The sequence below is a fragment of the Streptomyces sp. NBC_01176 genome (assembly GCF_045039825.1).
GTDB lineage: Bacteria > Actinomycetota > Actinomycetes > Streptomycetales > Streptomycetaceae > Streptomyces.
Window position 1 is genome coordinate 5,317,005 of sequence record NZ_CP108600.1, and the last position, 14,023, is coordinate 5,331,027.

Annotated in this window: 14 protein-coding genes; 10 read left to right on the top strand and 4 right to left on the bottom strand. The window is 70.5% G+C overall.

Features of this window, described 5'->3' with window-relative positions; genetic code table 11:
- The first annotated feature begins 187 nt into the window (after positions 1-187).
- The 3 genes from OG199_RS22955 to OG199_RS22965 all read left to right on the top strand — a co-directional run bounded on the left by OG199_RS22955 (position 188) and on the right by OG199_RS22965 (position 1,979).
- A complete protein-coding gene (locus OG199_RS22955) occupies positions 188-475 on the top strand; it encodes a response regulator (RefSeq protein ID WP_356799913.1) in 288 nt (95 codons plus the stop codon).
- 10 nt (positions 476-485) lie between these two features.
- Positions 486-908: a Fur family transcriptional regulator gene (locus tag OG199_RS22960; protein ID WP_266700051.1), complete on the top strand. Its 423-nt coding sequence runs from the start codon at positions 486-488 to the stop codon at positions 906-908.
- Between the two features lie 105 nt (positions 909-1,013).
- The gene (locus tag OG199_RS22965) at positions 1,014-1,979 is read left to right on the top strand and encodes a YgfZ/GcvT domain-containing protein (RefSeq protein ID WP_405831031.1); all 966 of its coding nucleotides are present in this window, start codon (positions 1,014-1,016) and stop codon (positions 1,977-1,979) included.
- A gap of 58 nt (positions 1,980-2,037) precedes the next feature.
- Here OG199_RS22965 and dtd read toward each other — a convergent pair whose 3' ends face one another.
- The gene (dtd, locus tag OG199_RS22970) at positions 2,038-2,463 is read right to left on the bottom strand and encodes a D-aminoacyl-tRNA deacylase (RefSeq protein WP_356799909.1); all 426 of its coding nucleotides are present in this window, start codon (positions 2,461-2,463) and stop codon (positions 2,038-2,040) included.
- 224 nt (positions 2,464-2,687) lie between these two features.
- Here dtd and OG199_RS22975 point away from each other — a divergent pair, with 224 nt between their 5' ends.
- The 3 genes from OG199_RS22975 to OG199_RS22985 all read left to right on the top strand — a co-directional run bounded on the left by OG199_RS22975 (position 2,688) and on the right by OG199_RS22985 (position 6,278).
- Entirely contained in the window at positions 2,688-3,419 is a 732-nt protein-coding gene (locus OG199_RS22975) for an AmfC protein (protein ID WP_356799907.1), read from the top strand.
- Between the two features lie 164 nt (positions 3,420-3,583).
- Positions 3,584-4,660 (top strand): asparaginase, encoded by a 1,077-nt coding sequence (locus OG199_RS22980; RefSeq protein WP_405831034.1) that lies wholly within the window; start codon positions 3,584-3,586, stop codon positions 4,658-4,660.
- Between the two features lie 361 nt (positions 4,661-5,021).
- Complete coding sequence (locus OG199_RS22985) at positions 5,022-6,278, top strand: GNAT family N-acetyltransferase (protein ID WP_405831036.1); 1,257 nt, start codon at positions 5,022-5,024, stop codon at positions 6,276-6,278.
- A gap of 218 nt (positions 6,279-6,496) precedes the next feature.
- On the opposite strand, the gene OG199_RS22990 is transcribed toward OG199_RS22985, so the two are convergent.
- A complete protein-coding gene (locus tag OG199_RS22990) occupies positions 6,497-6,682 on the bottom strand; it encodes a hypothetical protein (RefSeq protein ID WP_356807094.1) in 186 nt (61 codons plus the stop codon).
- A gap of 217 nt (positions 6,683-6,899) precedes the next feature.
- Between OG199_RS22990 and OG199_RS22995 the strand changes: the two genes are divergently transcribed.
- Positions 6,900-7,808 (top strand): winged helix-turn-helix domain-containing protein, encoded by a 909-nt coding sequence (locus OG199_RS22995; RefSeq protein WP_405831038.1) that lies wholly within the window; start codon positions 6,900-6,902, stop codon positions 7,806-7,808.
- 18 nt (positions 7,809-7,826) lie between these two features.
- Here the strand turns inward: OG199_RS22995 and OG199_RS23000 are convergent, their stop codons facing one another.
- Positions 7,827-8,015, bottom strand: coding sequence for a hypothetical protein (locus tag OG199_RS23000; RefSeq protein ID WP_148009080.1), 189 nt, complete (start codon positions 8,013-8,015; stop codon positions 7,827-7,829).
- A 214-nt stretch (positions 8,016-8,229) separates the two neighbouring features.
- On the opposite strand from OG199_RS23000, the gene OG199_RS23005 reads away from it, so the two are divergent.
- The 3 genes from OG199_RS23005 (at position 8,230) to OG199_RS23015 (ending at position 12,552) form a co-directional block, all read left to right on the top strand.
- Complete coding sequence (locus OG199_RS23005; protein WP_356807098.1) at positions 8,230-9,108, top strand: winged helix-turn-helix domain-containing protein; 879 nt, start codon at positions 8,230-8,232, stop codon at positions 9,106-9,108.
- Positions 9,108-9,845, top strand: coding sequence for an HAD family hydrolase (locus OG199_RS23010; RefSeq protein ID WP_405831040.1), 738 nt, complete (start codon positions 9,108-9,110; stop codon positions 9,843-9,845). The genes OG199_RS23005 and OG199_RS23010 overlap by 1 nt, the downstream gene beginning before the upstream one ends.
- A 469-nt stretch (positions 9,846-10,314) precedes the next feature.
- Positions 10,315-12,552, top strand: a complete 2,238-nt coding sequence (locus OG199_RS23015) for a phosphotransferase family protein (RefSeq protein ID WP_405831042.1) — start codon at positions 10,315-10,317, stop codon at positions 12,550-12,552.
- Between the two features lie 154 nt (positions 12,553-12,706).
- Here OG199_RS23015 and OG199_RS23020 read toward each other — a convergent pair whose 3' ends face one another.
- Complete coding sequence (locus OG199_RS23020) at positions 12,707-13,555, bottom strand: nitroreductase/quinone reductase family protein (RefSeq protein ID WP_405831044.1); 849 nt, start codon at positions 13,553-13,555, stop codon at positions 12,707-12,709.
- Positions 13,556-14,023: the final 468 nt, after the last annotated feature.

The window sequence follows — 14,023 nt, forward strand, 5'->3', positions numbered from 1 at the left end:
AAGCGATGTACAGGGAAAGCTCACGCTCCTCTGATGCGGGGCCGGTAACTCTACGAGGGTGACCGGCCCCGCTTTCCTTCCCGAAGAGCCCGCGAACCCACCCGTGCCTGCGCCTGCGCCTGCGCCTGCTGCCGAGCCTGCTCTCGTACCCGTACCGGCTTCCGTACCCGTACCTGCTCCCGCCCGCGTGCTCGTCGTCGACGACGAGCAGGACGTCCGCGAGCTGCTCACCGAGACCTTCCGGCTGGCGGGCTTCGCCGTCACCGCGGTCGGCACCGGCGTCGCCGCGCTGAACACCGCGTACGCCGAGACCCCCGACCTCGTCGTGCTCGACGTGCGCCTTCCCGACTTCGACGGCGCGGACGTCGCCCGCATCCTGCGCGACGCCGGCCGCGAGGTCCCGGTGGTCCTCCTCCCCAAGCCCTTCAGCCTGGAGAACGTCGTGACACGCGTCAGAGAGATCCTGGCAGCCTAGACTGGGCCGCGTGGTAGGCACCGACTGGAAGAGCGATCTGCGGCAGCGCGGTTACCGGCTGACTCCGCAGCGGCAGCTTGTGCTCGAAGCCGTGGACACGCTGGAGCACGCGACCCCGGACGACATCCTGGTCGAAGTGCGCAAAACGGCTTCCGGTGTCAACATCTCGACGGTCTACAGAACGCTGGAGCTGCTCGAGGAGCTGGACCTGGTCAGCCACGCACATCTCGGGCACGGCGCGCCGACCTACCACCTGGCCGACCGTCATCACCACATCCACCTGGTGTGCCGGGACTGCACGAACGTCATCGAGGCCGACATCTCGGTCGCCGCGGAGTTCACCGCGAAGCTCCGCGACACCTTCGGCTTCGAGACGGACATGAAACACTTCGCGATCTTCGGCCGCTGCCAGGACTGCGCGGCCAAGAAGTAGGAGCCGAGAAGCAGGGGCCGAGAAGCAGGGGCCGGGAGGGCCGGGAAGCAGGGTTCCGAAATAAGAAATAAATTCGGCGGCTGCCGGGTCGTAGGCTGTGTGGATATGAAGAGCCCCCTCCTGGCCCTGCCCGGCGCGGTCCCCGCCGAGGGCGTGGACGAAGACGTCGCCGCCCACTACGGCGACCTGTTCCGCGAACAGCGCGCCCTCGCCGACGGCACCGGCTTCGTGGACCTCTCGCACCGCGGCGTCGTCGCCGTCACGGGCGAGGACCGGCTGAGCTGGCTGCACCTGCTGCTCACCCAGCACGTCACGGACCTCCCGGTGGGCCGTGCCACCGAGGCGCTGATCCTCTCCGCGCACGGCCACATCGAACACGCGCTGTACCTCGTCGACGACGGCACCACGACCTGGGCCCACGTCGAGCCCGGCACCCAGGACGCGCTGATCGCGTACCTGGAGTCCATGAAGTTCTTCTACCGAGTCGAAGTCGCCGACCGCACGGGCGACTTGGCGGTCGTGCACCTGCCCGCCGGTTCGATCGCCGAGGTCCCCGAGGGAGCCGTCGTCCGCGAGACGCCGTACGGGCGTGATCTCCTCCTTCCGCGCGCGGACCTGGAGTCGTACGCGGGGAAGAGCGGTCCGGCGGCCGGGCTGCTCGCCTACGAGGCGCTGCGCGTCGAACACCACCGCCCGCGGCTCGGCTTCGAGACCGACCACCGCACCATCCCGCACGAGCTGGGCTGGATCGGCAGCGCCGTCCATCTGCAGAAGGGCTGCTACCGGGGCCAGGAGACCGTGGCCCGGGTGCAGAACCTGGGCAAGCCACCGCGCCGGCTGGTCTTCCTGCACCTCGACGGCAGCGAGGTGCACCTTCCGCCGCACGGCGCCGAACTCCGTCTGGCGGGCGAAGGCCCCGACGGCCGGAAGATCGGGTTCATCACCACCGCCGTACGGCACCACGAGCTCGGCCCGATCGCGCTGGCGCTGGTGAAGCGGAACGTCCCGCTCGACGCGCCGCTGCTCGCGGACACCACGGCCGCGGCGCAGGAAGTCGTCGTCGAGCCGTAGTCGGCACCCACCGCCCGTCGACGGTCGGCACCCGCCACCCGTCGACAGTCGGCGGTCGTCACATGTCGATGACGACGGTGAACGGGCCGTCGTTCGTCAGGGAGACGCGCATCCGGGCGCCGAAACGGCCCGTGGCCACCGTCGCGCCCAGTGCGCGGAGCTGGGCGACGACCTCGTCGACGAGGGGCTCGGCGACATCGCCGGGGGCCGCCGCGTTCCAGGTGGGGCGGCGCCCCTTGCGGGCGTCGCCGTACAGCGTGAACTGGCTGATCACGAGCAGCGGTGCGTCGATGTCGCTGCACGACCTCTCGTCGGCCAGCATGCGGATCGACCAGAGTTTGCGGGCCAGTTGGGCCGCCTTCTCCTTGGTGTCGTCGTGCGTGACGCCGACGAGCACGCACAGCCCCTCACCGTCGATCGCCCCGACCGTCTCGCCGTCCACGACGACGCTCGCCCCGTCCACCCTCTGCACCACCGCACGCATGTGACCATCATGCCGTGTGCGGCGAAGACCGTTCGGAAGGGTCCCGGCGAAGTCCTCCGAGGTCCTTGTGGCGCCCTTTGGGGTTTCTTTTTTTGTCCTTAACCCCCCATCTAGGTCTGATCAGGGGCACTCGGTCACATAGCGGCCACTTGGGGTGGCACGATGCGTGTGTTGCGGTGCAACCGTGGGGTGGACCGCGCCGGTTGAGGGGACGGAAGAGGCAGATGAGCACACCGAGTATCGGGCAGCCGCCCGGAGCCGTGTCGTTGACCCGGACGAATCCGCGGGCGGGAGGCGGTCGCGCGGGAGCCCACCGCCCTCCCGCGCAGCGCACCGACAGCCCGCTGCCCCCGGACTCGCCCCAGCCCGATCTGACCCTGCTGCGGCTGCCCGAACTGCGGACCCTGCGGCGCGACGCCCAGCGCGACGAGGCCGATCTCAGCTATGTGCGACGGCTCCTCCAGGGCCGTATCGACATCCTGCGGGCGGAGCTGGCGCGGCGAGGTGGGTTGCGGGCGCCTGCCGCGGAGTCGGGCTCGGGTGCGACCGAGGGAGGACCGGGAGGATCGACCGCGTCCACGACCTCGTCGTCCTCGGCCTCGTCGGCCGTGGGGCGCGGGGCGGCGGGGGAGCCCTCGGTCGTCGACCGGCTCCCGGAGATCCTGACGGACGCGCCGGCCCGGCACCGATCCTCGGCCCGCCATGTGACGGTGGGCACACCGCACGGCGAGGAGTACCGCCGGCTCGCCTCCGACATGCTCTCCGAGGTGGAGCTGTCGGACCTGGAGGCCCGTACGGACGAAGAGCTGGTCGAGGGAATGGGACGGCTGGTGCGCTACGAGCAGCAGGTCTCCCGGCGCCGCCAGCGCCTGCAGCGGACGGCCGACGATTGCAGCGCCGAGATCGCCCGCAGGTACCGTGATGGGGAAGCACAAGTAGACGACCTGCTCATGTGACGCGGTGGCCCCCGGCGATCCCGGGGGTGTGCGGTGGTCGCTGCGACCGCACCGGGAACGGCCCGGCACGCGGTCGTGGCGCTCGGCCGGCGGCATCCGGGACCTCCCCGGTGCGGCGTCCCGGTCCGATCACGCGCGGGTCCCGTCCCGGAAGGTCACCGCCGATGTCCGCCGCCCCCGCAGACCCCTCCATACCTCCGTCGTCCCCCTCGGTCCCGCCGGTCCACCCGGAGGGCGCGGCCGGTGAGGCCCTCCCCGCACTCCAGGCACTCCGGGCGCCCCGGTCGGTCCGGACGTCTCCGGACCTTCCCGTTCTGGCCGAGGTCGTCCGTTCGGGATTCGTCGAGGGGCACCATCGGGGCAGCCTGGTGGTGCTGGCCGCGGACGGGTCCGTCGAATGGGCGCTCGGCGACGCGGACACACCCGTCTTTCCGCGTTCGTCGAACAAACCGATGCAGGCGGCCGGGGTACTGCGGGCCGGCCTCGACCTGACCGGTGAACGGCTGGCCCTCGCCGCCGCCAGCCACTCCGGGGAGACCTTCCACCTGGATCTCGTGCGGAAGATGCTGGACGAGCACGGGCTGAGCGCCGGGCTGTTGCAGTGCCCGCCGGACCTGCCGCTGGATCCGGTGGAGGCGGAGACCTATCTCGCCGCCGGCGGTGTGCGCGACCGGGTCACCATGAACTGCTCCGGCAAGCACGCGGCGATGCTCGCCGTGTGCGCGCAGCGGGGCTGGCCGCTGGAGTCCTACCTCGACCCCGGCCACCCTCTGCAGCAGCTCATCCACACCGTGGTCGAGGAGGCGGCGGGGGAGCCGGTGGCCGCGGTCGGCACGGACGGGTGCGGGGCGCCGTTGATGGCCCTCACCCTCACCGGGCTGGCGCGGGCGTTCCGCTCCTTCGTCGCCGCCGCGCCGGGTTCCGCGGAGCGGCGGGTGGCCGACGCGATGCGGACCCATCCCGAGTACGTCGCCGGTACGCGGCGGCCCGACACGTGGCTGATGCGGGAGGTGCCCGGGGTGCTGTCCAAGATGGGTGCGGAGGCCGTCCAGGCGGTGGCCCTTCCCGACGGCCGGGCCTTCGCCTTCAAGATCGACGACGGTGGTGGCCGGGCGTTGGGTCCCGTCCTGGCCCGCACGCTGACCCGTCTGGGCCTGGACGCGCCGGTCCTGGCGCGGATCGGACACGCTCCGCTGATGGGCGGGAGCGGAGAGGTCGGCGAGGTCCGCGCCACGTTCTGACCAAGACGGGGTTTCTTCGCCCCCGCCGCCCCTACCCGACCCATCCCGTTCCTGGGGGCTGCCGCCCCCAGACCCCCGCTTCGGCCTGAACGGCCTCGTCCTCAATCGCCGGACGGGCTGATAGGGCGGGCCCGCGCTGAAAGGGCCGACGCCCGGGACGGAACAATCCAGCGCGGGCCCGCATATCCAGCCCGTCCGGCGATTGAGGACGAGCCCTTCGGGCGAAGCGGGGGTCCAGGGGGCGCAGCGCCCCTGGCGGGGTCTGGGGGCGGCAGCCCCCAGGAACGGGATGGGCCGGGTAGGGGCGGCGGGGGCGAAAAACCCCGCGACAGCCTCGGGCGCGTACACCTAGCGTGCCCTCATGAGCCGCCGCGATGGAATAGACGTACGACCGATCACCGAGACCGAGATCCCGGACTGGATCCGCGCGCTGAACACGGGATTCCTGCGCTCCCCGGCCGTCTCCGAGCAGGAGACCGCCGACCGCGGCTCGTACATGCACCTGCCCCGCACACTCGGCGCCTTCGACGCCGGCCGATGCGTCGCGACCTTCCGCTCGTTCCCGCAGCAGCTCACCGCCGTGGGCGGCGCCCACGTCCCCGCCGAAGCGATCACGAACGTCTCCGTCACCGCCACCCACCGCCGCCGCGGCCTCCTCACCCGGATGATGGGCACCGCCCTCACGGCCGCGAAGGAGCGGGGCGACGTGGTCGCCACGCTGATCGCCGCGGAGTACCCGATCTACGGGCGGTACGGCTTCGGACCCGCCACCACCGCCGCCCAGTGGACCGTCGACGTCCCCCGGACCGGCCTCGACCGCCGCTGGTCGGGCCCGGCCGACGGCGGCCGTATCGACCTGGTGGACGGCGAGGAGGTGCGCAAGACAGGCCCGGAGCTGCACGCCCGGCTCAGCCGCACCCAGCCGGGCGTGGTCAGCCGTGCGGAGCGCTGGTGGCAGGTGAACACCGGCGCGCTGAAGCCGGGCGGCGTCGCGTGGACGGAGCCGTTCTACGCCGTGTACCGCTCGGCGGACGGCGAGGCGGAGGGACTGGTCGCCTACGAGTCGGACGACAACTGGGGCGACGCGAAGCAGCCGCTGAACACGGCCACCGTGAAATGGCTGATCGGGGTGACCCCCGCCGCCGAGCGCGCCCTGTGGCAGTACCTCTGCTCGATCGACTGGATCACCCAGGTCAAAACCGGCTGGCGCGCCCCGGACGACCTGCTGCCGGACCTCCTGCCGGACCCACGCGCCGCCCGGATCACCAGCCAGGCGGACTGGCTGTGGGTGCGGATCCTGGATGTCGTACGCGCCATGGAGGCGCGCACGTACGCGGGCTCGGGAACCCTCGTCCTGGACGTCACCGACGGGGACGGACTGTCCGCCGGACGCTACCGGCTGGACGTGGGTCCGGACGGGGCCGTGTGCGCCCCGACCGGGCAGGCCGCCGACCTCACGCTGGACGTACGCGAGCTGTCGGCGCTGTGGCTCGGCGAGGCGTCGGCGGTGCGGCTGGCCGCGCTCGGGCGGGTGCGGGAAGAACGAGAGGGCGCCGCCTCCGTGGCCGACGCCCTGCTCCGCACGTCCAGGCGACCGTGGTGCCCGGACATCTTCTGAGTCCCTGGTTCTACCGGCCCGACTCCTGCTCCTCCCTGTGGCCGCGGCTTCCTTGCTCCTTGTGGTTGGGGTTGTTGGGGTTGTTGGGGTGTGCTCCGTAGCACTGCGGTTGTGGTGGTTGTTCGTCGTGCGGTGGTGCGTCGTACGGACCGACCGGGCTCCCGGCTCCCCTCCGGAGGAGAGCCCGGTCAGCCGGACTGCCGGACGGTGGTGCCCGATCAGCCGGACTGGGAGAGCAGCAGGACGAGGATCACGGCCCCGATGCCGCTGAGGGTGGTGTTCTTGGCCTTGAGGCCGACGGTCAGCACGGCGAAGGCGATGAGGCCCATCGGCCCGTACCTCCACTGGATGATCTGTTCGAATCCGATGGCGAGGGCGGCGACGGCGAGGGCGATGAGCGGCATGACGGTCCCTCCTTCGGGACGGCGAGGCGGACCCCGCTGGGGACCGTCCACCTGGTCGACCGAACGTGCGCTTGGACGACTCCGGCGGCCAACCCCTCGGAAAGTTTGACCATGTTGCTGAAGTTGGCAACCAACTCACTCATGGTTATCTCCGCGTTGGGTCGACTCATAACCACCTATCCTTCAACTGCCCAAAGATGGCGCGAAGTTGTAGTGTTTGGTCGTGGAGCCGGAACACGCCGCCGCCAATGGGCGGAACAGGTCACCACGGCCACAGAGGTCACACCGTGAAGTGGCCGACGAACTGCGGAGCCGGATCAGGTCCGGCAAGCTGCGGCCGGGCCAGCGCATGCCCACCCAGGCCAAGCTCGCCGACGAGTTCGGCGTCGAGCGCGGGGCCGTCCGTCAGGCGCTGCGCATCCTGCAGTCGGAGCACCTGCTCGTCAACATGTCCAAGGGGAGCCCGGCCACCGTCGCCGACACCCTGGGACGGGCCCTGACCGGCCCGGAAGCCTCACCGCAGCCCACCACGGTGGCGCTGGGCGGTCGGATCACGGCCGCCTTCGGGGCCCGGCACGTGCAGATCGACGCGCTGTGCCTGACCTCGATCTCGCTCACCCTTGCCATGGGCGAGCCCCTCCGGCAAATTCACGCGGGCCGCATAAAACCAGCCAGGGTGGACGTCCGCGTACTGCTCCCCAGCAGTGACATCGACCTGGCCTTCCCGGCCCCGGTGGACGCTTCGGCCTCGGAACGGCTCCAGCGCGGCTGGCTCACCAACCGCAACGCCCAGGGCCAGGTGCTGCGCCACAACCTGCTCGCCCTGCGCGCCACGCACGGCATCGACGTCAACGTCACCTTCCGCGCGCTGCCTTTCACCCCGCCCGTGAAGCTGTACCTGCTCAACGGGGTAGAGGCGCTCTTCGCGTACTACACCCTGGCCAGGCGCGAGGAGGAGGTCGACCACGAGTACCTGGAGATGTACGACGTCCAGGGCACCCAGTCGATGCTGTTCCCGTTCGCGCACGGAGCCGGGCTGCGGGACACCACGTTCGTGGAGCAGTCCCATCTCTGGTTCGACGCGCTGTGGGAGACCATCAGCTCGGAGCTGCTGCTTTCGGGCTGACCGTCTCCCGGCCGGGGCTCACAGGGCGGGGCCGGCCACCAGCAGGGCGAGGACGACCGCCCCGATGGAGCTGCAGGTGGGGCTCTTCGCCTTGACCCCGATGGTGAGCAGCAGCAGTCCGACGACGCCGGTCGTGCCGTACTGCCACTGGACGAACTGGTCGAAGCCGACGACGAAGAGGGCGGAGAGAAGGGCGATGGCGGGCATGGTCGGTTCTCCTGCTTCTACTGTGGCGTGGTGGTTCCTCTGGGGTGTGCGGGGGTGAGTCCGGGGAGCTGGGGCACCTGGCTCGGTGGGGGAGGCAAAACTTCCGCCAACTTGGATAAGTTGGCTGCCAACTCTGCTTAGGTTGTCCCCACTTGGCCGCCAGTCATAAACAACTTTGAAACAACTCCCCGTAGATGGATGGGAGTTGTAACGTTTGGTCGTGACCCAGGAGAACGTTGCAGTGAACGGCAGCAGAAGGCTTTCGCCGCAGGAGATCGCCGACGTCCTGAGGGATCGGATCCGGGCCGGAGACCTCAGGGCGGGAGACCGTCTGCCCACGCAGGCCGAGCTGGCGGAGGAGTTCGGTGTCGAGCGGGGGACCGTCCGGCAGGCCCTGCGCGCCCTTCAGGACGACGGTCTGCTCAGCAACGTCAGCAAGGGCAGCCCGCCACGGATCGCGGAGCGGGCCCCGGCACAGGGCGAGCCCCAGACGACGATGGTCGGCCTGGCGCCCCGCCTGGCCCAGGCGTTCTCGGCGCCGCACGTCCGGATCGACGCGGCCTGTCTGACCGCCGAGACGCTCATGCTGGCGCTCGGCGAACCGGTCCGCCTGATCCATGAGGGCCGCCTGCGCCCCGAGTCGATCGACGTCCGCATCCTGCTCCCGTCCCGGGACATCAACCTGGCCTTCCCGGTCTCCGTCGACAGCGGCGCGGACGACGACCCGGTCCACGGTCGCTGGCTGACCCAGCGCAACGCCCAGGTCCACGTCCTCCAGCACAACCTGCGCGCCCTGCGCTCCTCGCACGGTGTCGACGTACGGGTGACGTTCCGGGCCCTGCCCTTCACGCCGCCCGTGAAGCTGTACCTTCTCAACGAGGCCGAGGCCCTGCTCGCGTACTACATGGTCACGCGGCGGGAGGAGGAGATGGCCGACGTGACGCTGGACATGTACGACGCCGTGGGATCGGACTCCCTCCTCTTCTCCTTCGAGAAGCGGTCCGGTATGCGGGACGCCGCGTTCGTGGAGCAATCGCAGAAGTGGTTCGACGCCCTCTGGGAAACCATCACCACGGACCTGACACTCTCCTAGTGACTTCTGATACGAGGCAGACCGAACCGGTGACAGCGGAGACCGAGAACCTGCGAGAAGTGATCGAACGGGCTCGCTTCGTGCTCTTCGACTTCGACGGGCCGATCTGCCGGCTGTTCGCGGGGCACCTGGCGGAGAACGTGGCGAAGGACCTGGTGGAGTGGCTCGAACACCAGGGCATGCGGGGGCTGCTGACGGAGGAGGAACAGAGCCATCCGGATCCGATGGTCGTCCTGTACGCCGTCCACCGGCACCATCCGCACAGCGACCTGGTGACCGAACTGGAGGAACGCCTCACCCAGCAGGAACTGAAGGCGGTGGCCTCCGCCTGGCCGACCCCGTACGCGGATCCGCTGATCCGGACCTGGAGCGCGGTGGGCGTGCGGCTGGCCATCGCCACCAACAACTCGGCCCGTACGGTCTCGGGCTATCTCGAAAGCCGTGGCCTCACCGACTGCTTCACCCGCAACCTCTACGGCCGCACGCAGGACCTGAACCATCTCAAACCGCACCCGCACTGCCTCAATCGCGCACTGAACGCCATGGGCGCGGCCCCCTCCGCCGCCCTGATGATCGGCGACACCCCCTCCGATCACGAGGCCGCCCGACAGGCCGGCGTCCCCTTCCTCGGTTACGCACGCAACGCCTACCAGGAGAAGCTGCTGCGCGACGCGGGCGCCGAGAACGTGGTGGCTTCGCTGGAGCCGGTGCTGCGGGTGCTTCGGGGGCAGGACTGACGGGGTCGCGGCGGGTGTCGAGCGGTGTCACGTCCGGGGCGCTCTCCCGGCCGGCCGTCGAACGGCGACCGCTCGATGGGAGGGCGTCGAGGCCTTGCCCGGGCCGTACGTGGTGGTGGAACGCTCGATCCTCATCGACGACGCGACCGAGGGGACGCCATCGACGTGCTCGGCCCGGGACCGACACCCACCCGCCACGTCAACGGCGAGGGTGATCCCGACTCCCGCGGGCCGGTGTTCGTGGAGAGCGGGTACGCCTGGTTCGATACCTGCCGGAATCTCCTCGCGCGACCGTCCTGAGACGGCAGGGAATCCACCGGCCCCCCACGTGGTGCCTCCTGGAACTAGAACTCTTCCTCAAGTACAGGGCGTTTCCCCGTCCACGGCCGTGGGCGGGCACTACTGTGTGTCCACCCTCGTCGCGATGCATGAACATCGGCGATCACGCACAGCCATTCAGGAGTGACCCGTGGGCGTTCCGCCGATGCCCGGCCCGCCCGGCCCACCGGCCCTGGAAGAGGCGGCGGACACGGCGTACCGCGACTTCGTGCGGTACGCCAAGGCATGCGGATCGTTCGGCCGGGGTCACCACAACCTGAACTACATGGTGCGGCCGCTCACGGAGCGTGACTCCCGACTGGTGGTGTGCGACGACGGCGCACCGGTGACGGTGCGGGAACGTATCCCCTCGGCGCTCCCCGTGGTCATCAGGACCTGGCGGGACGAGGCGGAGATCCTCAACACCATCTGCGGCGTACTGCCGCACGTTCCGCGCTGCCTGGTCAAGCACCGTGATCTGACCATCCTGAGCCACGTGGCGGGCGTGCCGCTGTCGCGCGTCTGCCCCGACGGCAAGCCACTGGACTCCGGCCTGATCACCGCACTCGCGGATCTCCTCGCGGACATGACGCGGGTGCGCAGACAGCACCTTCCTCCGCTGCCCCCGTCCTGGCCGCACTCCAACCGGGACAGCAGAGCCTTTCTGCGGGCGTTGGCGTTCGCGGCCGAGGAGCAGATCAGAGAGCGCAACTGGGCAGAGTTCGGCGGCCTGTTCGCGATGCTGGGTGTTCCCGAGGACGCGATGGTGCGCTTCGCCGAGAGGGTGCCGGCGCTGGCCGGCCGCCCCTTCAGCCTGCTCCACACCGACCTGCACCGGCACAACGTGATCGTCCCCGACGGCGGCGGGCCGCCTCTGACCTGTGTCGACTGGGAACTGGCGACCTACGGCGACCCGTTGCACGACCTCGCCACGCACCTGGTGCGGATGCGGTACCCCGACTACCAGTGGCCCGAGGTGATCGAGGCATGGCGTGAGGCGATGGGCCGACGGCGCCCCGCGGCCGTGCACGGGCTCGACCGCGACCTCGGACACTACGTCGCCTTCGAGCGTGCCCAGTCGGTGTACCCGGACGTGATCCGGGCCGCCATGTCGCTCGGTGACTCCGCCACCCAGCAGGAACGGGACGCCGCGTCCGGTGCGGTGCACCGGGCCCTGCTGGCGGCCGAGGCACCTCTGCGACTCGCGGGCGTGCCGGACGAGGCCGCGATCGAGCGCGTTCTCTTCCGGTGGCACGAGTCCCACGGAGGCCAGCACGAACGGCGCGGGTCGCGTTCACGGATCGTCTGGGAACGCGACCCCCGAGTCCCCGAGCAGGGGGCATTCACCTCGGCGGTCGTGAGCGAGGCGCTGTTCGAGGAGGGGGCCGCCTCCGCGGACCGGGTGTTCAAGGGGACGGCTCATCTCAACACGGCGGTACGGGTGACGGGCGTGCCCCTTCCCGTCATGGTCCGCCGGAAGATCGGCACGGCGAACGCCCGGGAGCGCCGGTTCCTCAACGAGCACGCCGTCCTCGGAGCCATCGAGCGGTCGAACGTGCCCGTGCGTGCCCCGCGCGTGCTGGCCCTGGGCACCAGCGGCCTGAAGGAACAGTTCACCATCCACTCGTACGAAGGGCCGGCGGACCCGTTCAGACCACCGGATCACCCCGTGGACGGTCTGCGGCCGTACGAGGCGGACGATCTCGTGGACCAGCTCCGGGCCCTGACGTCCGTGGACTGTGAGCAGCTGGCTCAGGACGCGGACGGGTTGGATCTCTACCCCGGACTCCGCGACGAACTGGTCCACATGGTGAACGGACTGCCCAAGCCGACCCGGGACCTGATGCGGGAACTCGGACTCCCGGACGGACACCGGCTCGGCGAGATCCTCGACCGCCACACGCTGGTCCCACGTCGGCCCGTGCTCCTGCACGGAGATCTCAACCCGTGGAACCTGGTGCGCGGCGGGCAGGGCGAACTGGTCCTCATCGACTGGGAGATGGCGGTTGTCGGCGACCCCCTGTACGACCTGGTGCGGCACATGCACCTCACTCCCACGCGCCCCGAGATCCGGGAGCGCCTGTTCTCCCGCTGGGCTCGTGTGCTGCCGGAGGACTGCACGAAGGGCTGGCGCGAGGACTGGCGTGTCTACCGGTGGATGGAGGTCGTCCGCTCCGCGTACGTGGACCTCGACCGCCTGGTGACCGGCGACAGCCTGGACACACCGAACGTCCGCCGGGCGGTCGACTCGTACGCGATGACCCTGGCCGACGCGACCGCGGTGCTGGGGCTTCCGGGCAGAGGGACGGCGAACCCCCATCTCGCCCGTGCGCTGCCGCACGGACACCATGGAGCCCGACGGACAGCCGAGGTCTCCGCGGACCTCTGACCTGCCGCCGGGCTTCGCCACGGGGGAGGGGACGGCGGATGTCCGACGGGCCGGGCAGGACGGCCGACGGCGTCATGGGTGAACCGCTCGTACAGGCGGGCAAGGTGGCCGGCCGGCGGCCTCGTCCCGCTCGACGAGACCGCCGACCGTCGACTCAGCGGGCGCTCGCCGCGTCCAGAATCGGGATCAGCTGGTCCTCCTCGTAGCCGAGATGGGCTTCGAGCGCTTCGGTGAGGCGTACCACCTCGGGGAGTACGAGGGCCGGGTCGGCGTGCTGCTCGCCGACGACCCGGCGCAGTTCCCCGGTCAGCACGGCGATCCGCCCGTGCTGGTCGCGCAACCGGTCCAGCAGTGGCGCGTGTTCGGGGTGCCGGTCGGCGAGGGCACGGAAGAGTCCGATGTCCTCGCCGGTGTGGTGCTGGTGCAGGCCCTGGCAGAGGGTGAGGCAGTTGACGCGGAGCTGGGCACCCAGGGAGGGACCCGAGGTCATGAACTCGGCCCGGATCAGGGCGAGTTCGCGCCGGAAGGCGTCGTGGACGGCCTTCAGGGCCTCGCTCACGGAACCGGCGTTCACGCGCGGCGGCCCGTCCTGGGCGATCTCCTGGAGCGCGACGACGGGGATCACGCGGTCCGTCTTCGCCTGGTACGTCGCCCACCCCGGGTCGGCCTCCACCGCGCGGGCGAAGAGCCGGTCACGCTCGGCGCCCTCCAGGACGACGGCCCGCGCGTCGTACGTGAAGACGCCGCTCTCGACGCGTACGCGCGGGTCGGCGACGAGGTTGCGGAACCAGTCCGGGTGTCTCGGCGCTCCCCCGGCCGAGGCGATGACGAGGACCCGGCCGCCGCCGTCGGGGTAGTAGCCGAGGGGGGTGGTGTGCGGGGTTCCGGTGCGCGTCCCGGTGGTGGTCAGAAGGAGCAGCCGGGCTCCTTCGAAAGGGCCGCCGACTTTCCCGTGACGGGCGCGGAATTCATCGATGATCTGCTGGTTGAAGGCGTTGGGCATGCTCTGCTTTCTGCTGTCTTCGGGCAGTTTTCGGGCAGGGGGAATCGCCGCGGCACCGTGCGCGTGCGAGGGCACGCGAAGCCCGCGTTACGGAAAATCAAGGGGAGAGGAAGGCGCGCGATACTCCGTATCCCGGAGTGCGCGGAGAAAAGGAGTGGGCGGTGCCCTGCACCGCCCCGGCCTCACTCGGAGGCCGGGCAACCCACTCGCTCACGGCACGAGGCCGACCCGGCAGTCATGGCCGCAACGGTAGTGCCGAGGTGCCTGCGAGGCAATGCGCGGGCCGGTAATTCCCGGCCACTCGGCCCTCTCCGGTCAGCCACTTTCGGCCGCTGTCCATTACCGCCGTCAGTCGTCCACCGCGTCAGTCGTCGAAATTCGCGCCGCCCGGCCCGCGTATTCGTCGCGGGGAACGCGATCGGTCATCGAACGCTGCTGCTGTCGAACGCTGCTGCTGTCGAGCGCGGC